Genomic DNA, 17,326 nt, shown 5'->3' with positions numbered 1-17,326 from the left:
GCACTAGTATTTCCTCAAAGAATGTCGCCAATCTGTGTCGAGTTCCGAGTGCGATTCCTCGTTTCTCGGAATGACAAATCTGTCGTTTAAATAGTATTCAAATTCAATTTGTTGTATAAAGCCACACATTCAATCGCTTCCTTCACATCATGAACTCTTAAAATTTTCGCGCCTTTTGTCAACGCAATTGTATTTAGAAACGTTGTTCCGTTTAAAGCTTCCTGCGGCGTGATATTAAGTGTTTTATAAATCATTGATTTTCGAGAAATTCCAGCCAAAACAGGTAATTCTAAAAGATTAAAAAGCTCCATTTTTTGCATGACTTCATAATTCTGATCGGTTGTTTTGGCGAAACCAAATCCTGGATCGAGAATCAAATCGTTGATTCCTAAAGCTCTTGCCTGTTTCACTTTTTCAGAAAAATAGAAAAGTATCTCTTTTACAATATCTTCATATTCTGTCAAACTCTGCATGGTCTGCGGATTACCACGCATGTGCATCATAATGTACGGAACGTTGTATTTTGCAATAACATCAAACATTTTATCGTCTAACTCTCCTGCTGCAATATCGTTTATAATCGCTGCGCCACTTTCTATGCTCGCTTTTGCTACTTCGGCTCTAAAAGTATCAATTGACAATAAAGCTTTCGGAAAATGCTTTAAAATCAATTCTATAACAGGAATAATGCGGTCAATTTCTTCTTGTTCCGAAACAAATTCGGCGCTGGGTTTGCTTGAATAAGCACCAATATCAATAAATGAAGCGCCTTCAGACAGCATTTTATCTACCTGAGAAATAATTTCATCTTCGTTTTTATATTTTCCTCCATCAAAGAAAGAATTAGGCGTAACATTCAAAATTCCCATAACTTTAGGAATCGATAAATCTATAAGTTCGCCTTTACAATTAATTGTCATTTGTTTTGTTATTTTTTGTTTCAGGTTTCAGGTTTCAAGTTCTAGAACTTGCGCAATCTGCATCAACTTGAAACCTGAAACTTGAAACTTTTATTATTTTTTAGTTTCAAGTTATTCCCGTTAACACTTTGTTTAGAAAAAACTTGAAACAAAGGAAACCTTAAACTTGAAACTCTTTAATTTAATCCTTATTTTTGGAGAAATTTTAGCAAATATACAGCAATAAATGAAGAATACTTCCCTTGAATTTGATAATGTAATTACGGTTTGCCGCACCTTATTTATCAATAAAATGAAAGATTACGGCAGTGCATGGAGAATTTTAAGACTTCCCTCATTGACCGATCAAATTTTCATAAAAGCACAACGAATCAGAAGTTTACAGGAAAATGATGTTCGTAAAGTTGATGAGGATGAAAAAGGAGAATTTATCGGAATCATCAATTATTCTATCATGGCTTTAATTCAGTTAGAATTGGGCGTTGTTGATCAGCCTGATTTGGATGTTGAAAAAGCAACCGAATTATATGATGCCAAAGTAAAATTAACCAAAGATTTAATGGAAGCTAAAAATCACGATTATGGCGAAGCGTGGCGTGATATGCGTGTGAGTTCTTTAACTGATTTAATTTTGCAGAAGTTACTTCGCGTAAAACAAATTGAGGATAATAAAGGTCTGACTTTAGTTTCTGAAGGAATTGATGCTAATTATCAGGATATGATTAATTATTCTGTTTTTGCCTTGATTCTAAACCCAATAAACAAATAAAATTCCAAAAAATAAATTCCAAATTCCAATTTTTCAACAAGATTTTGGAATTTGGATTTTCAAATATTGGAATTTTAAATTTAATATTTACCCTATGAAAAACATCATTACTCAATTCTCCCGATTATTTGTCGGTGTATTATTTATCATTTCCGGATTAATCAAACTAAATGATCCTGTTGGGTTCTCATATAAATTAGCCGAATATTTTAGTGAACCTGTTTTCAATATGCCATTTTTAGAACCATTGGCTTTAGGTTTAGCTATTTTTCTGGTAATTTTAGAAGTAGTTTTGGGTGTAATGTTACTAGTGGGATATAAAGCTAAAACAACAATTTGGGCATTATTGCTTTTAATCGTTTTCTTTACGTTCCTTACCTTCTACTCTGCTTATTTTGATGTAGTAAAAGATTGCGGATGTTTTGGCGACGCTTTACATTTAACACCTTGGCAGTCATTCACAAAAGATGTTGTTTTATTATTCTTTATTTTGATTTTATTCATCAATCAAAAATTAGTAAAACCTTTATTTTCAAATACAGTTACAAATGCAATTACTATTGTAAGTGTTACTTTAAGTGCAATTATGGCGTATTGGGTTTTAAACCATAATCCAATAAAAGATTTCCGTCCATACAAAGTTGGAACTAACATCGAAAAAGGAATGGAAATTCCGGAAGGCGCTCCAAAATCTGTAGTTGAAATGGTGTTTATTTATAAAGTAAACGGAGTTGATAAAGAATTTACAGAGAAAGATTTAATGAATATTCCGGAAGGTGCCACTTTTGTGGACAGAAAGGACAAAGTGATTACAGAAGGTTACGTACCGCCAATTCACGATTTTACAATGACAAAAGACGATTCTGACTACAAAGCAGAATTATTAAAAGAACCTAAACTCTTGATTTTTGTAACCTATGATCTGGCTTTATCAAATCCAGACGGAATGAAAAAACTAGCAAAAGTTACTGCAGATGCAAAAGCAAAAGGTTATAAAGTAATTGCAATGACAGCTTCTGGAGCTGAGGAAATTGCAAAAGCAAAAAAACAATACAATTTAGATGTTGATTTTTATTTTTGCGATGCAACAGCTTTAAAAACTGTTGAAAGAGCCAATCCAAGTATCGTGGTTTTACACAAAGGAACAGTAGTTCAAAAAGTGCACTACAACGATGTTGATGATTTAAAACTATCTGATGTTGCTTATGGCATTTAACAATATTTGACAACAATTAAAGACGCCAATATTCTATTTTTTAGATATATTGGCGTTTTTTTTTTAGCACAAAACCAACAACCAAATCTTAAATAAAACCAATTTATAACTATGATGACAAAATTACTAAGGCTGTTTTTTTCAAATCCTTTCCTGTTTTTATTTATATTATTTTTAATTATTTATGCCGCTTATGATTTTTATATTCACAAATCTTCTGGTACACATTTAGTTTCTCTTCAGATTTTGGCATTAATTACAGGAGTAATTTTTGAAAGCAGGAGAATTTCAAATAAATGGACAACATCCGTTTTTATAGGAATCCTTTCTTTTATTTTTATATTTTTCCTCGGTTCTTTTTTATGCAGTATAGTTGATGAATCAAATTGTAGTCTTGAATTCATTTTGAATAGAAGCCTTGTATTTTGGCCTTTTATATTTTTTGTCTTTTATGTTATTTATTCCCGAATATTTAACGAACGAAATATTACTCCAAAACTAACAGAAGGCATCACATTATTTCTCTCGATTGCCATGATATATTGGGTAGTTGATAACGGTTTGATCAACTTTGACAACATAATTTCCCAAACCTTAATAGTTATTGGTATTTCATTTTCGTTATTTTCTTTTTTTCATGCTTTTACAAAAACTCATTTATCAGACAGAAACAAATTTATCTTAAGTATTTGGAGCTCAATAATCATGATGTTTTTTGCTATAGATAATCTAAATTCAATTTATGAAAATCACAATGCTACTAACTCAGATGATATTCTACAGGGAATATACGTTGCAGTTCAATATTTTCTTTTAGGGGTTTCGAGTATTTATATGATTCAGAATTTCATGATGCTTATTGGTTTTCTGCCACGATGGAAAAGATTTTTCAATTCAAAATATTTTGAAGAATTCAGAGAACTCAAAGACGAGCATATTGATAGATATTCTGAAGAACAAGTGAGTTATTTAGATTCGATATTTTGTGCTGTTTTTATAGGTTCCATTTTCTTTTTGAACTATTATTATGACTTTGTTTCCAGACAATTTGCAATTTGGATTACCTTTATAATTTTCCCTTTTATCATTAGTATTTACAATTATCTTTTAGTAAGGAAAAGATTTTAAATATAATAATAATCCTATATTTGACTCAATCAAAAACAAAATCAAACCTATGAAGAGATTAATTAAATTATCAGTTATTTTATTAATAATTACTAGTTTTGGCTGCACAAGCGATCCTTATAACTGTACTACATCCCCACCTTCTGTTACTTTTGAATTTGTAGATAAAACTTCTGGAGAAAATTTATTTAAAAATGGCACATTTGATGCAAAAAAGGCGGTAACCATAACTGATTTAAACGAAAACAAAATAATACAGTATGCTTACCTGAAAGAAGATAATCTTTATCGCCTTGGCTTCAATGCTATGGGATGGGATGCGGGAACATTTAAATATGCTGTAAAGATAGAAGACAAAAGTATTTTTGAGTTTCATGTTTCTACTGAAAAAAGAAAAAGTGAGCATTGTAGTTCTACTGTAATAACATCCCTGCAAATCAAAAATGTAGAATTTCAGGAAGATAAAACAACTGGAGTTTATAAGATTTTAATTGATACTCAAAACCAATAATCGATGCCAAATACAATTAAGTTTTTTATTTTATCACTTATAATACTTTGCAATAGTACAGTTTTCAGCCAGACTGCAGATCAGCGGTATATTTTCTTTTTCCACAATAAATTTGTTGAAGAAAACGATTTGAATACTCCGCATCCTGAATATGGCAAAGCCGAATACAATGAAATTTTAGAATCATTTAGAAAAGATAATTTTATTGTTTTTAGCGAAAAAAGAAAGAAAAATACAAATGCTTCTGATTACGCAGAAAAGATTGTAAAACAAATCAAAACACTTCTGAAAAAAGGAGTTGCGCCAAATAAAATAACCGTAATTGGAACTTCAAAAGGCGGTTATATTGCACAATATGTTTCAACCTATTTAGCAAATCCTGATGTGAATTTTGTTTTTATTGGATGTTTTAGAGATGTAGATATTGAAGAAATTCCGGATATTAATTTCTGCGGAAATATTTTAACCATTTATGAAAAATCAGATATTTATGGCGTTTCGGCAATTAAAAGAAAAGAAACTTCAAAACTCAAAATAAATCATTTCAAACAAATTGAATTGAATACTAATTTAAAACATGGCTTTTTATATAAAGCTTTAGATGAATGGATTGTTCCATGCAAAAAATGGGCAAATGGAAATTATGATTTGAATTAAAAATCCCGAAAGAAAAACATAGCAAAGCCTTTAATAATTTAAATTTATTAAAGGCTTTTTTGCTTCAAACCTGACGTTTTTTTGCTTCCAAAATCATTACGTAAACTAAAAAATCAATCATTTTTTTGTCTTCAAAAAAGTAATGTTTAAAAAATCCTGAATTTCCTCTTCAACTATTACGATTTCATTCCTGTTTTTCTAACCGAAAATTAACTTTTTGTTACAAAATAAACGACTCTTCAAATTTTGTTAATCTGTATTTGGCTTTCCAATTGTTTGTTTAACTTTGTTAAAAATCATTTATCACATGAAACAAACGGCACTACTTATTATCGCATTTATAACTTTCTCATGCTCACAAGCTCAGAAAACAAGTTTTTCTAAAGAAGCTTTGTCTGAAAAATTATTAACTCTTGAAGGAGATCAGACTTCTTTCAAAAGCATTTTAAAAAAATATAAAGGAAAAACTTTAGTCATTGAAGTTTGGGCTTCATGGTGCGGCGACTGCGTAAAAGCAATGCCAAAAGTTAAGGAGCTGCAAGCTAATAATCCTGATGTTTCGTATTTATTCCTTTCTGCTGATAAAACGGCTGACAAATGGAAAATTGGAATTGAAAAACATGAATTAAAAGGCGATCATTTTATGATGAACGACGGAATGAAAGGTGTTTTTGGAAAAGCGATCGATTTAGACTGGATTCCAAGATATATTATCATTGACAAAACAGGAAAAATTGTTCTTTATCGTGCTATCGAAACTGATTTTGACAAAATCAATGAAACTTTAAAAAGCTTAAAACAAGCTTAAACAGCACACAAATTATAACAAAAAACAAAAAATTAAAAAATAACAAAAACTACCAAAATGAGAAAAAAGATTGTTGCAGGAAACTGGAAAATGCATAAAAACGCAGCACAAACTGAAGAATTGTTAAGCGAATTAATCACTAAAATACCAGCACAAACTACTGCACAAGTAATCGTTGCTCCAACATTTGTAAACTTACAAGCTGCTGTAGCAAAAGTAAAAAACACAACTATTGGTGTTGCTGCTCAAAACGTTCACCAGGCTGAAGGCGGTGCTTTTACAGGAGAAATTTCTGCAGATATGTTAACAAGTATTGGTGTTAATACAGTAATTTTAGGTCACTCTGAGCGTAGAGCTATTTTCCACGAAACTGATGCATTAATCGCAAGTAAAGTAGATACAGCTTTAAAACATGATTTAACTGTAATTTTCTGTTTTGGAGAAGAATTAAAAGATCGTCAATCAGGAAATCATTTCAATATTGTTGAAAACCAATTACGTGACGGAATTTTCCACATTGCAAAAGAATCCTGGGCAAAAGTTGTTTTAGCTTATGAGCCTGTTTGGGCAATTGGAACTGGAGAAACTGCTTCACCAGAACAGGCACAGGAAATGCACGAATTTATCAGAGAAACTATCCGTAAAGCCTTTGGAGCTGAAATCGCTGATGAAGTTTCTATTTTATACGGTGGTTCTGTAAAACCAGACAATGCTAAAGAAATTTTCTCTAAACCAGACGTTGATGGTGGTTTAATTGGAGGTGCTGCATTAAAAGCAGATGATTTCTTAGCAATTGTAACGGCTATCTAAATTTATTAGCCACAGATTAAAAAGATTTACACAGATTTATTTTCTATGACTTTTCGCCACGAATTCACAAATTCAAATTAAAAAAATTAGTGAATTCGCGGCAGAAAAAAAAATCCTTTTAATCCTTTTAATCTGTGGCAGAAAAAAAATATAAGCGATACTTAAATAGTATCGCTTTTTTTATGTTTTAAATAATTCTTAAATTAAGAATGTTCGATTAGATTTTTAAACAACTTCTGCTTTGGATTCTTACCTTTGCAAAAAAATTATTTATGTCGAATATTTATTTAGGATATCATTTTACTATTGAGCCAAAAGAACTTGGATCAGAAATTTTAGTGGCTGAATTAGGCGAAAAAGCGTTTGAAAGTTTTACAGAAACAGAAAACGGAATTTCGGCTTTTGTGAAGAAAGATTTATGGGATGAGAATATTCTGGATGATATTTATATTTTACAATCAGAAGAATTTAAAATTGAATATACAATTGAAGAAATCGATCAGGTAAACTGGAACGAAGAATGGGAAAAGAATTTTGAACCTATTGATGTTGACGGAAAATGCCACGTTCGCGCTCCTTTTCACCCAAAAACGGATGCGGAATTTGATATTGTAATCGAACCAAAAATGAGTTTTGGAACCGGACATCATGAAACAACTCACATGATGATTCAGCATTTATTAGAAATGGATGTAAAAGGTCTTAAAACTTTAGACATGGGCTGCGGAACTGCAATTTTGGCTATTTTAGCAGAAATGAAAGGCGCAGAACCAATCGATGCCATTGATATTGACAATTGGTGTTATTTAAATTCTATTGAAAATGCCGAACGCAATAATTGCAAACATATTAGCGTTTACGAAGGCGATGCTGCTTTATTAGCCGGAAAAAGTTACGATTTGATTATCGCTAATATCAACAGAAATATTTTATTAAACGATATGCAGAGTTATGTAGATTGTTTAAACAAAAACGGAATTATTTTATTTAGCGGTTTTTATGAAGAAGACATTCCGTTTATCGATGCCTCGTGCACTGAAAAAGGATTGACTTATGTTAAAAAACTTCAAAGAAACAACTGGGTTTCATTAAAATACGTAAATTAGTTAGTAGTAATTACAGCAGTACAAAAAACTAAAAAGAAATGAGTACTAAAGAAAAAGTAAGAGAAAGAGTTCGCGAAAAAGAAGCGACCGGATTCAATAACGAAATCATTGTGTATAATGACGATGTAAACACTTTTGACCACGTAATTGATACCTTAATGCGCGTGTGTGACCACACACCTGAGCAAGCAGAACAATGTTCCTTAATTGTACATTACAACGGAAAATGCACTGTAAAAACAGGGCCTATGGATAAATTAAAACCTCAATGTACACAACTTTTGGAAGCCGGACTGAGCGCCGAAATTGTTTAATTTACCAATAATTTAAAAAACATTCTATTTTATTTTATATTTGAAATAAAATAGAATGTTTTTTTATGGAAGAATATGGAAAAATATTAATTATCGCAATGCCGATTTTTCTGGTTTTAATTGTAATTGAAAAACTATACGGCATTTACAAAAAGAACGATACTGCTCCATTAATCGACAGCGTTTCCAGTATAAGCTCCGGAATTACTAATTCTGTAAAAGATGTTTTAGGACTCAGTGTCACTTTTCTTTCCTATGAATGGATGGTTTCTAAAATTGCCATTTTTCATCAGGAAGCTAATATTCTTTCTTATTTTATTGCCTTTTTTGTCATCGATTTTTATGGCTATTGGAGTCATCGACTGGCACATCAAATTAATTTCCTTTGGAACAAACATGCCATTCATCACAGCAGTGAAGAGTTTAATCTCGCCTGTGCACTTCGTCAGCCCATTGCGAGTTTAGTTAATTTATTTACTTTTCTGTTGATTCCTGCAGCGTTATTAGGAGTTCCGGCTTCTGTAATTGCTATTACGCTTCCGCTCCATTTGTTTTTACAATTTTGGTACCATACCAAACACATCAAAAAAATGGGATTTGTGGAGCATATTTTAGTTACCCCTTCGCATCATCGTGTTCATCATGCTATAAATCCTGAATATTTAGATAAAAACCATTCGCAGATCTTTATTTTCTGGGACAAACTTTTTGGTACTTTTCAGGAAGAATTAGATGATGTTCCGCCAGTTTTCGGAATCACAAGACCAGCCAATACATGGAACCCTATAAAAATAAATTTTCAACATTTGACGTTATTAATAAAAGATGCCTGGCGTGCCGAAAGCTGGAAAGACAAACTTACCATCTGGTTTAAACCAACCGGATGGAGACCTGAAAATTTTGAACAAAAATATCCTGTAAGCAAAATTGAAGATGTTTTTAATTTTGATAAATATGGAACACAGAATTCTCAAAAACTAATTAATTGGTCGGTTACGCAAATATTAATTACGCTTTTGTTTGTCAGTTTTCTTTTTGATAATATTGCCAAAATTGGCCTGCCCAATATCTTTATTTATGGATTTTTTATCCTCGTTACCATTTACAGCAATTCTGAATTAATGGACAAAAGCAGGTTTGCCATTTTTTGGGAAGGTTTTAGGTTGTCGATTGCTATTACAATTATAGCATTTTACGGCGATTGGTTTGGTTTAAATTCTGTTTTCTCATTTAGTAATTATATCATTCTGGGCTATTTAAGTATATCGTTTTTAGCTGCGATTTACTTTGTAATCATTGATTTTAGAACTAACCAAAACCAAAACCAAACCATAAACCCACAAACCACATAATGAAAAACGCTGTATTTTTTAAAATTTATATTGCTTTCAGCTTTATTTATTTACTGCTTTTATATCTGGGATATGAAAGTTTAGACTGTTATTTAAAACCGGCTCTAATTCCGTTATTAATTGTTGGAGTGTATTTTTCCAAAAAATTCCCAACGCAAAATATTCTTTTAACGGCATTGGTATTTTCATGGATTGGCGATGTAATTTTGCTTTTTGCAGATATTGCCGAAATCTATTTTATCTTGGGATTAGTTTCTTTTCTAATCTCTCACATCATTTATTGCGTACTTTTTAACAGACAGATTAAAGAGAAAATGAAAAGAGATACTATAATTTTTATTTTCGGAAGCCTTGTTATCGCCTGTTATTTAATCGGAATGTTATCGGTTTTATTACCTGCTTTAGGCGATTTAAAAATCCCGGTTATCGTTTATGCCAGCGTAATTTCTGTTATGCTTTTGTTTGCTTACAACGGACTTTTAATCTGGAAAAAACCAGCGAACCAATATGTCTTTTTTGGAGCGCTGTTTTTTGTTATTTCTGATAGCATTTTGGCAATCAATAAATTTCATTTCCCAATTCAGAAAAGTTCATTTATTATTATGCTTACTTATCTTGTGGCACAATATCTGATTGTAAAAGGTATATTAAAACTGAATTCAAAGAAGGAAGTATAATAGCTCGCTGATAACACAAGTTAAACGAATTATCACGGAGTTTTTTATTCTATTTCTTTTTGAATTTATAATCTGTGACAAAAAACCTTTTACATTTGTGTGACCAAAATAAACCTCAACCATGAAAAAAATTAGTCTTTTTATTGTTCTATTAATTTCAGTAACTTCTTGTATTAGTACAAAATCTACTTTAAAAAATGTAGATGATAATGCTCCTGATTTAATTTTAAATAAGAATAATACGTTTGTTATTACACAATTTAGCAAAGACAAAAAATACGGTTATGATCCTGATTATCCGGTAAATCTATTTTTTAGAAATACGCAGGATGAAGCTACAAATGAGGTTCGTTTTTTGAATGCTTTAGCCGGACCAAACGGCGAAAAAATCACTTATAAACGCTTAGAAACCTGCTGTCCTTTTCCAACTAAAAGAAGCAGTATGGGAGCCGGATTTTTAAATGTATACGAACTGACTTGGGAAGGACAAAAAAAACCTATTACGCTGTATTTAAATATATATGAAAAGGGAATTTTAATGGTTCCGATGGGATTGAGTTTGAAGAAGGAGTAAATAATAATTATATATTAAACCCTATATGTTAGGAATAACTCCTCTCGTTTTAATCGTTCTTCCTTTATTATTTCAAATAATATTTGGAACAATCTCTATTTTCAGAAATTATTCTTTTAGGTTTAAAACCGTATATATAATTAATATAGTTCTTCAATTTGTTTTTGCAATTACTTCTTATTGTATTGCTTCTTATAATTTTTCAAAATACTTTGAACAATATCCAAATTCACCAAGATGCGGAATGCCATTTGTTGGTTTAATTGGACTTACTTTTATTTCTGCTTTAATTCTTTTTGTTGTAATTGTTGTGCAGTATTTTATTAAAAGATGGAAGGAAACGACCTCAAAAACTAAAAAGCAATAAAGCTAAACCTTTCGCTAGCGCGAGCGTCCCGCTCGTGCCTGCAAAGATGTCTTGTCCTAAAATAGGTTTACACAAAAGTGTAAATATGTAAACTTTTTTTAGGACGAGACACAACTGTCAAAAGAAAAAATCAGAAAAAGCAAATTCAAACTTACTGAATTTGTAACTTTACAAGTAAGCATTTTCTATATGCTTTAAACATTCTTGTTTCTTATCGAAACAAATAAAATTTACTCAAATGGAACAATCAAAAAAATATAAAATTGAAGCTCCAAGTTTCGATTTACAGCAATATTTAAACAGAATCAATTTTTCAGAAGAAATTAAATTAGACTTAGCAGGTATAAAAAAATTGATGCAAAGTCAGATATTTAGTGTGCCTTTTGAAAATCTTGATGTACAGGCAGGTAAAACAATCTCACTTATTGGTGATGATATTGTAAGCCACATCGTAGCTAAAAATCGCGGCGGCTATTGCTATCAGGTTAACGGAATCTTTTCTTTATTACTTCAGGAAATTGGTCTTCCGCATTATTATATTGCGGTACGTCCATTGGTAAATCCTATTCCAAATGCTAAAACGCATTTGGCAATAATAGCGACAATTGAAAATGAAGAATATTTGATTGATTTAGGATTTGGAGGTAACAGCATTAGAGAACCTTTAAAACTGAGTAAAATTGGAACTGAAATTCAGCAGGATTTTGACACTTTTACTTTGGTAAAAACAGAAGATGATGACTATTTACTGCAAATAAAAATTGGAAAAGAATGGTCTGATCTATATTCGTTTGATTTAACTCCTCAAAGATGGATCGATTTTAAACCTGCCAATCATTACAATTACTCACATCCTGATTCATTTTTCACACAAAACTTAATTGTGGTTTTACAGAACCCGTTGGGTAAAAAAATACTATTTAAAAATTCGATAAAATCAGTAACAAACGGAGTTACTGAACTTATTCCTTTTGAAGATGATCAATTGAATACCATTTTAAAAACCGAATTTAATTTGACGGTATAATAACTCTTGTGTAGAAACTCTTACTAAAAATAAAGAAACCGATTGCGTACAGAAAAGTATTACATATTTAACAATTATTGCTCTTAAAATAATCTTAAATCTTCATCTGCTATTCATAAATCATAACTACCTTTGCAGGGCAAAAAAATAATTTTATGAACTTACAACATATTCCACAAATTAAGCATACTGACAGCGGGAATTTCTTTTTATTGGCGGGACCTTGCGCTATTGAAGGAGAGGAAATGGCTCTTAGAATTGCTGAGAAATTAGTTGGTATTACCGACAATCTTAAGATTCCTTATGTTTTTAAAGGATCATTTAAAAAAGCAAACCGTTCCAGAATTGACAGTTTTTCTGGAATTGGGGACGAAAAAGCTTTAAAAATTTTAAGAAAAGTTTCTGAAACTTTTCACATTCCAACAGTTACAGATATTCATACTAATGAAGATGCTGACATGGCAGCACAATACGTTGATGTTTTACAAATTCCTGCATTTTTAGTGCGTCAGACTGATTTAGTTGTGGCAGCTGCAAATACGGGAAAAGTAGTAAACTTGAAAAAAGGGCAATTTATGAGTCCTGAAAGTATGAAACATGCTGTACAAAAAGTATTAGACTGTAATAACGAAAATGTTGTCGTTACAGATCGTGGTACTATGTTTGGTTACCAAGACATGATTGTTGACTTTAGGGGAATTCCTACTATGCAGCAATATGCAACAACGGTATTGGATGTTACGCATTCTTTACAACAGCCAAACCAAACTGCCGGAGTTACGGGCGGAAGACCTGATATGATCGAAACTGTTGCTAAAGCTGGTATTGCAGTTGGTGTTGACGGAATTTTTATCGAAACACATTTTGACCCTGCAAACGCAAAAAGTGATGGCGCTAACATGCTTCATTTAGACTATTTTGAAGGTTTAATGAATAAGCTTGTTGCTATCAGAAAAACAGTTAACTCATTTTAAATTTAATACATTACGTTCATTGAAAACAAATATTTTAGTTTTCTTCTTATTGTGTTTTTCATTAAACACTTTTGCTCAGGAAGAAATACCTGTACAAAAATATACTGCTCACAACAAAGGAAAATTCTTTGTAATGTGGGGTGGTAACAGAGAAAGTTACTCAAAATCTGATGTAACTTTTACTGGAAAAGATTATAAGTTTAGAGTAGAAGATATGTCTGCTCATGATAAACCAAAAGGATGGCACGTTGATTATATCAACCCTGCTAATATGACAATTCCTCAAACGAATTTGAGATTGGGTTATTTCTTTAGTGATCACTATAGTGTTACAATTGGTGTTGATCATATGAAATATGTAATGGCTCAGAATCAAACGGCTAAAGTTAATGGTTATATTAATTTACCTGCGAATGATCCTGCTGCTGCTCTTTACAATGGAGATTACGTTAATAGACCTGTAGATATGTCTTTAAATGGTGCTATAGAAGGTGGTTATGACATGGGGGTTACTAATCCAAATGGACCTGCTTTTTTAATGTACGAGCATACAGATGGTTTGAATTACATTAATACAGAGGTTTCAAGATTTGATGATATTTCGAAATTGTTCAGTCTTCCAAATATTGACAAAGTACAGATTAACTTGACTGAAGGATTAGGAGCCGGTATTTTATATCCTAAAACCAATACTACTCTTTTAGGAAAAGAACGACATGATGATTTTCATGTTTCTGGTTACGGTATTTCTGCAAAAGCGGGTCTAAATATTACTTTCTTCAAACATTTCTACCTTCAGGGAGAACTAAAAGGCGGTTATATCGATATGCACGATATTAAAACTACTGTAAGTAACGATGATAAGGCTTCACAGCACTTTTATTACTTTCAAAGGATTATTGCTGTTGGAGGAATTTTTAGAATCTAATTCTTCTTCAAAAATATATTTTAAAAATAGTTATCATTTATTTGGTAACTATTTTTTTTATTATTTACTTTGTAACTCAAAGTACTTTATTTACTATTTGAACACATCATGAAAAAACAAAAATATATTTTCCTTATCATCACATTCGCACTAAGTTTTGGCTTAGCGCTATTTGTGGCAATGAAAGTTTTCCCCAATAATCCGTTTTCAAAAACAAAATCTGAAACAAAGACGGAAACGAAAACTGAATCGAGTAAAATTCAGGATGGAGATATTATATTTCAAACTTCACAATCTCCTCAATGCGAAGCGGTACGAATTGCAACTAATTCTAAATTTTCTCATTGCGGAATTATTTACAATGTAAACGGGAATTGGTTTGTTTTTGAAGCCGTTCAGCCTGTAAAACTTACGCCGTTTGATGAATGGATTCAGCACGGAAAAGACAATAAATATGTGGTAAAACGATTAAAAAATGCTGATAAAGTTTTAACTCCGGCTGTTCTTGAAAAAATGAAAGAGTACAGCCAGCAGTTTGATGGAAAAGAATATGACGCTTATTTTGAATGGACAGATACTAGAATTTATTGTTCTGAATTGGTTTGGAAGATTTATAAAAATGCCGCCGGAATCGAGCTTTCAAAACTAAGAGAATTGAAGAGTTTTAATTTAAAAGATCCGAGAGTTCAAAAAATATTAAAAGAAAGATATGGCAATGAAATTCCGTTAGAAGAAAAAGTGGTTGCCCCTTCTGACCTTGACGATTCAAATTTGCTTAAAACTATAATTGATAATTATTAAAATTCGATAAAAGCTAATTTTAAAACCAATTAGCTTTTTTATTTCATTATTTACTTTGAAATTCAAAGAACTTTTAACTAACCAAAACATGAGAGATTATTTAATTGAAAGATTATACGAAACCACTAAAAAGCCATATCAAAAGTATTTTAAAAAGAATGAACCTTGGGAAATCAATAAAACCGAATTAATGAATTTCCCTAAAGATAGTTTAGGCTATGGTTTAGGAAATTTTCTCTTCAAAAATCATTTTGACATTCAGGAAAAACTGGAAGATCATGATATTATTCATGTTTTAACGAATACTGGAATTTCTGTTTATGAGGAAATCGGGATGCAGTATTATCTTCTTGGTAACGGAAAAAGAAGCTTGTATTTGTTTATGGTTATTTTAACTGGAACGATATTTTATCCGAAGAAAATAAAATATTTCACACACCAATTTAAAAGAGGAAAACAAGCACATTCGTTCTATTATCTGGATTTTTCAAAAATGCTTTTGATGCCTATCGAATCTATTCAACAAACATTTAAAATTTAAAACTTATGAAAACAATCAACCATAAAACATTTGAAGAAAAACAATCTACAGAATTAGCAATTGGAACTTTCATTATCATTACAATACTATTTATACTTTATATTATTACAAATCAAAGTCCGAACATTCTTGTAATTGCCTGGCCATTTGCATTTTCAGCCATAATTGTAAATGCTATAATGTTCATTCACTTAACAGACCGGTTTATTCATCTTCCCGAACAAAGAAGAGATATTGCGGTTAAAATCTTAATCCTGCTTTCTAATATTCCAATCACCTTTTTTTACTACTTACTAGTAATGAAAAATTAAAATTTAGAATTTCATCTAATAAAAAAGCTGCGAGTTTATACTCGCAGCTTTTAGATATATCGATTTTAAAAATCTTAGTTTGCAGAAGGAAGAATAATTCCTGTTTGGTCAATTAAATAAAGTAACGAAGTCATTGTTGCTGCTCCAAGTTCTAATTCTCTTTTATTGATGGCATCAAATTTATCATTTGCTGCGTGGTGGTAATCAAAATAACGCTGAGAATCTGGTTTTAATCCTGCTTTAACAATTGCTTTAGACGTTAAATGATTAATATCTGAACCCGCATGTCCAATTGTAAAACTATGAACTAAATAAGGTTCAAAAAAGTCTTTAAATCCTTGTATTTTTTTCAAATTAGCATCATCAGCTTCAATAGAAAATCCTCTTGGAGAAAATCCGCCTGAATCACTTTCTAATGCAAAAATATGGTTTTCATTGTTTTGTTTTGAAAGCTCTTCATACTTAGCACCACCTTTTCCACCGTTTTCTTCGTTCATAAATAACACTACACGAATTGTATTTTTTGGTTTGTAATTTAAGTTTTTAAGAATACGGATAGCTTCCATACTTTGTACTACTCCTGCTCCATCATCATGAGAACCATCGGCTAAATCCCAAGAATCTAAGTGTCCGCCCACCACCATAATATTTGATGGGTTTACAGATCCTGTTAATTCTCCAACTACGTTATGAGATAATACATCTGGCAATGTTTCGCAAGATTGTTTGAAATAAAATTTTACAGCTGGATTTACTTTTAAAGTTTTACTTAATAATTCAGCTCCATTTGTACTAATTGCTGCGGTTGGAATATATTGCTCTTTTGGCAAATCACCATAACTCTGCGCTCCTGTATGAGGGAAATCGTCTAAACGTAAATTCATTGAACGAACAATTGTTCCCACAGCTCCGAGTTTCGCAGCTTCTTTCGCACCAGCATATCTTTGGTCTACACACGCACCATATGAGGTAAATGTTTCGATATTTTCAGGATTCATTGGTCGGTTATAAAAAACAATTTTTCCTTTTACTTTATCAGCACCTAATTCATTCAATTCTTTAATTCCCTGCACTTCAATTATTTCTGCTGTAAGTCCAGTTTTTGGAGTAGCAACAGATCCGCCTAATGCACAAATTGGCACAGCAGTTTTTACTTTTCCATCTACGATAAAAGCAGTTTCTTTTTCACCGCGAACCCAGTGAGGAACCATAACTTCCTGCAGATAAACTTTATCAAGTCCAAGAGTTTCTAATTGTCTTTTTGTATACTCAACAGCTTCTGCAGCACCTTTTGATCCAGATAAACGGCTTCCGATATCATTTGAAAGATATTCTAACCAAGAATAACATTTAGCTTCGGTTAAAGCTTTTTTATAAAATAATTTAATGTTTTTTTCATCATTTGACTGAGCAAAAGATGCGGTCAATCCATTTAAAACTAATGCAGTTAAAAGAATCGTTTTTTTCATAATTTTAATAACATTTTGGGGTTATGTTGCTTTTTTGGCTTCTCTTACAAAGAAACAAAATTCTGT

General features: G+C 31.4%; 21 protein-coding genes. 19 read left to right on the top strand and 2 right to left on the bottom strand.

What is annotated here, in order from left to right:
* Positions 1-86: 86 nt before the first annotated feature.
* Positions 87-920: a dihydropteroate synthase gene (gene folP, locus APR43_RS11570; protein ID WP_053473475.1), complete on the bottom strand. Its 834-nt coding sequence runs from the start codon at positions 918-920 to the stop codon at positions 87-89.
* A gap of 226 nt (positions 921-1,146) precedes the next feature.
* Between folP and APR43_RS11565 the strand changes: the two genes are divergently transcribed.
* From APR43_RS11565 to APR43_RS11475, 19 genes are all read left to right on the top strand, one after another.
* Positions 1,147-1,689 (top strand): DUF1599 domain-containing protein, encoded by a 543-nt coding sequence (locus APR43_RS11565; protein ID WP_053473476.1) that lies wholly within the window; start codon positions 1,147-1,149, stop codon positions 1,687-1,689.
* Positions 1,690-1,783: 94 nt separating this feature from the next.
* Entirely contained in the window at positions 1,784-2,905 is a 1,122-nt protein-coding gene (locus APR43_RS11560; RefSeq protein ID WP_053473477.1) for a BT_3928 family protein, read from the top strand.
* 111 nt (positions 2,906-3,016) lie between these two features.
* Complete coding sequence (locus tag APR43_RS11555) at positions 3,017-4,033, top strand: hypothetical protein (RefSeq protein WP_053473478.1); 1,017 nt, start codon at positions 3,017-3,019, stop codon at positions 4,031-4,033.
* A gap of 49 nt (positions 4,034-4,082) precedes the next feature.
* Positions 4,083-4,544: a hypothetical protein gene (locus APR43_RS11550; RefSeq protein ID WP_053473479.1), complete on the top strand. Its 462-nt coding sequence runs from the start codon at positions 4,083-4,085 to the stop codon at positions 4,542-4,544.
* Positions 4,545-4,547: 3 nt separating this feature from the next.
* Positions 4,548-5,201 (top strand): DUF2974 domain-containing protein, encoded by a 654-nt coding sequence (locus APR43_RS11545; protein WP_053473480.1) that lies wholly within the window; start codon positions 4,548-4,550, stop codon positions 5,199-5,201.
* 307 nt (positions 5,202-5,508) lie between these two features.
* Positions 5,509-6,009 carry a TlpA family protein disulfide reductase gene (locus APR43_RS11540; protein WP_053473481.1) on the top strand — a complete coding sequence of 167 codons (501 nt, stop codon included), beginning with the start codon at positions 5,509-5,511 and terminating at the stop codon, positions 6,007-6,009.
* 57 nt (positions 6,010-6,066) lie between these two features.
* The gene (gene tpiA / locus APR43_RS11535; RefSeq protein WP_053473482.1) at positions 6,067-6,819 is read left to right on the top strand and encodes a triose-phosphate isomerase; all 753 of its coding nucleotides are present in this window, start codon (positions 6,067-6,069) and stop codon (positions 6,817-6,819) included.
* 272 nt (positions 6,820-7,091) lie between these two features.
* A complete protein-coding gene (gene prmA, locus APR43_RS11530) occupies positions 7,092-7,925 on the top strand; it encodes a 50S ribosomal protein L11 methyltransferase (protein WP_053473483.1) in 834 nt (277 codons plus the stop codon).
* A 38-nt stretch (positions 7,926-7,963) separates the two neighbouring features.
* Positions 7,964-8,239: an ATP-dependent Clp protease adaptor ClpS gene (locus APR43_RS11525; RefSeq protein ID WP_053473484.1), complete on the top strand. Its 276-nt coding sequence runs from the start codon at positions 7,964-7,966 to the stop codon at positions 8,237-8,239.
* Positions 8,240-8,304: 65 nt separating this feature from the next.
* Positions 8,305-9,591 (top strand): sterol desaturase family protein, encoded by a 1,287-nt coding sequence (locus tag APR43_RS11520; protein ID WP_053473485.1) that lies wholly within the window; start codon positions 8,305-8,307, stop codon positions 9,589-9,591.
* The gene (locus APR43_RS11515) at positions 9,591-10,268 is read left to right on the top strand and encodes a lysoplasmalogenase (protein WP_053473486.1); all 678 of its coding nucleotides are present in this window, start codon (positions 9,591-9,593) and stop codon (positions 10,266-10,268) included. The genes APR43_RS11520 and APR43_RS11515 overlap by 1 nt, the downstream gene beginning before the upstream one ends.
* A 121-nt stretch (positions 10,269-10,389) precedes the next feature.
* A complete protein-coding gene (locus tag APR43_RS11510; RefSeq protein ID WP_053473487.1) occupies positions 10,390-10,842 on the top strand; it encodes a hypothetical protein in 453 nt (150 codons plus the stop codon).
* Between the two features lie 25 nt (positions 10,843-10,867).
* Positions 10,868-11,209 (top strand): hypothetical protein, encoded by a 342-nt coding sequence (locus APR43_RS11505; RefSeq protein WP_053473488.1) that lies wholly within the window; start codon positions 10,868-10,870, stop codon positions 11,207-11,209.
* Between the two features lie 238 nt (positions 11,210-11,447).
* The gene (locus tag APR43_RS11500; protein WP_053473489.1) at positions 11,448-12,236 is read left to right on the top strand and encodes an arylamine N-acetyltransferase family protein; all 789 of its coding nucleotides are present in this window, start codon (positions 11,448-11,450) and stop codon (positions 12,234-12,236) included.
* 155 nt (positions 12,237-12,391) lie between these two features.
* A complete protein-coding gene (kdsA, locus tag APR43_RS11495) occupies positions 12,392-13,210 on the top strand; it encodes a 3-deoxy-8-phosphooctulonate synthase (protein WP_053473490.1) in 819 nt (272 codons plus the stop codon).
* Positions 13,211-13,229: 19 nt separating this feature from the next.
* Positions 13,230-14,138 carry a hypothetical protein gene (locus tag APR43_RS11490; RefSeq protein WP_053473757.1) on the top strand — a complete coding sequence of 303 codons (909 nt, stop codon included), beginning with the start codon at positions 13,230-13,232 and terminating at the stop codon, positions 14,136-14,138.
* Positions 14,139-14,246: 108 nt separating this feature from the next.
* On the top strand, positions 14,247-14,939 hold the full coding sequence (locus tag APR43_RS11485) for a YiiX family permuted papain-like enzyme (RefSeq protein ID WP_053473491.1): 693 nt from the start codon (positions 14,247-14,249) through the stop codon (positions 14,937-14,939).
* An 88-nt stretch (positions 14,940-15,027) separates the two neighbouring features.
* The gene (locus APR43_RS11480; RefSeq protein ID WP_053473492.1) at positions 15,028-15,480 is read left to right on the top strand and encodes a hypothetical protein; all 453 of its coding nucleotides are present in this window, start codon (positions 15,028-15,030) and stop codon (positions 15,478-15,480) included.
* A gap of 5 nt (positions 15,481-15,485) precedes the next feature.
* Entirely contained in the window at positions 15,486-15,791 is a 306-nt protein-coding gene (locus APR43_RS11475) for a hypothetical protein (RefSeq protein ID WP_053473493.1), read from the top strand.
* Between the two features lie 74 nt (positions 15,792-15,865).
* On the opposite strand, the gene APR43_RS11470 is transcribed toward APR43_RS11475, so the two are convergent.
* Entirely contained in the window at positions 15,866-17,260 is a 1,395-nt protein-coding gene (locus APR43_RS11470) for a M20/M25/M40 family metallo-hydrolase (RefSeq protein WP_053473494.1), read from the bottom strand.
* Positions 17,261-17,326: the final 66 nt, after the last annotated feature.

The sequence above is a fragment of the Flavobacterium sp. NLM genome (genome assembly GCF_002210235.1).
Classification (GTDB): domain Bacteria; phylum Bacteroidota; class Bacteroidia; order Flavobacteriales; family Flavobacteriaceae; genus Flavobacterium; species Flavobacterium panici.
The sequence above is the reverse complement of the archived record's forward strand: the minus strand, read 5'-3'. Positions and strand labels throughout refer to the sequence as shown.

Excerpts from the sequence above, each read along its gene's own strand:
- APR43_RS11540 (WP_053473481.1), top strand. The coding sequence starts at position 5,509 with ATGAAACAAACGGCACTACTTATTATCGCATTTATAACTTTCTCATGC.
- APR43_RS11550 (WP_053473479.1), top strand. The coding sequence starts at position 4,083 with ATGAAGAGATTAATTAAATTATCAGTTATTTTATTAATAATTACTAGT.
- APR43_RS11565 (WP_053473476.1), top strand. The coding sequence starts at position 1,147 with ATGAAGAATACTTCCCTTGAATTTGATAATGTAATTACGGTTTGCCGC.
- APR43_RS11505 (WP_053473488.1), top strand. The coding sequence starts at position 10,868 with ATGTTAGGAATAACTCCTCTCGTTTTAATCGTTCTTCCTTTATTATTT.
- APR43_RS11480 (WP_053473492.1), top strand. The coding sequence starts at position 15,028 with ATGAGAGATTATTTAATTGAAAGATTATACGAAACCACTAAAAAGCCA.
- tpiA (WP_053473482.1), top strand. The coding sequence starts at position 6,067 with ATGAGAAAAAAGATTGTTGCAGGAAACTGGAAAATGCATAAAAACGCA.
- APR43_RS11500 (WP_053473489.1), top strand. The coding sequence starts at position 11,448 with ATGGAACAATCAAAAAAATATAAAATTGAAGCTCCAAGTTTCGATTTA.
- APR43_RS11470 (WP_053473494.1), bottom strand. The coding sequence starts at position 17,260 with ATGAAAAAAACGATTCTTTTAACTGCATTAGTTTTAAATGGATTGACC.
- folP (WP_053473475.1), bottom strand. The coding sequence starts at position 920 with ATGACAATTAATTGTAAAGGCGAACTTATAGATTTATCGATTCCTAAA.
- APR43_RS11515 (WP_053473486.1), top strand. The coding sequence starts at position 9,591 with ATGAAAAACGCTGTATTTTTTAAAATTTATATTGCTTTCAGCTTTATT.
- APR43_RS11525 (WP_053473484.1), top strand. The coding sequence starts at position 7,964 with ATGAGTACTAAAGAAAAAGTAAGAGAAAGAGTTCGCGAAAAAGAAGCG.
- APR43_RS11510 (WP_053473487.1), top strand. The coding sequence starts at position 10,390 with ATGAAAAAAATTAGTCTTTTTATTGTTCTATTAATTTCAGTAACTTCT.
- APR43_RS11545 (WP_053473480.1), top strand. The coding sequence starts at position 4,548 with ATGCCAAATACAATTAAGTTTTTTATTTTATCACTTATAATACTTTGC.
- APR43_RS11485 (WP_053473491.1), top strand. The coding sequence starts at position 14,247 with ATGAAAAAACAAAAATATATTTTCCTTATCATCACATTCGCACTAAGT.
- APR43_RS11475 (WP_053473493.1), top strand. The coding sequence starts at position 15,486 with ATGAAAACAATCAACCATAAAACATTTGAAGAAAAACAATCTACAGAA.
- kdsA (WP_053473490.1), top strand. The coding sequence starts at position 12,392 with ATGAACTTACAACATATTCCACAAATTAAGCATACTGACAGCGGGAAT.
- prmA (WP_053473483.1), top strand. The coding sequence starts at position 7,092 with ATGTCGAATATTTATTTAGGATATCATTTTACTATTGAGCCAAAAGAA.
- APR43_RS11520 (WP_053473485.1), top strand. The coding sequence starts at position 8,305 with ATGGAAGAATATGGAAAAATATTAATTATCGCAATGCCGATTTTTCTG.
- APR43_RS11560 (WP_053473477.1), top strand. The coding sequence starts at position 1,784 with ATGAAAAACATCATTACTCAATTCTCCCGATTATTTGTCGGTGTATTA.
- APR43_RS11555 (WP_053473478.1), top strand. The coding sequence starts at position 3,017 with ATGATGACAAAATTACTAAGGCTGTTTTTTTCAAATCCTTTCCTGTTT.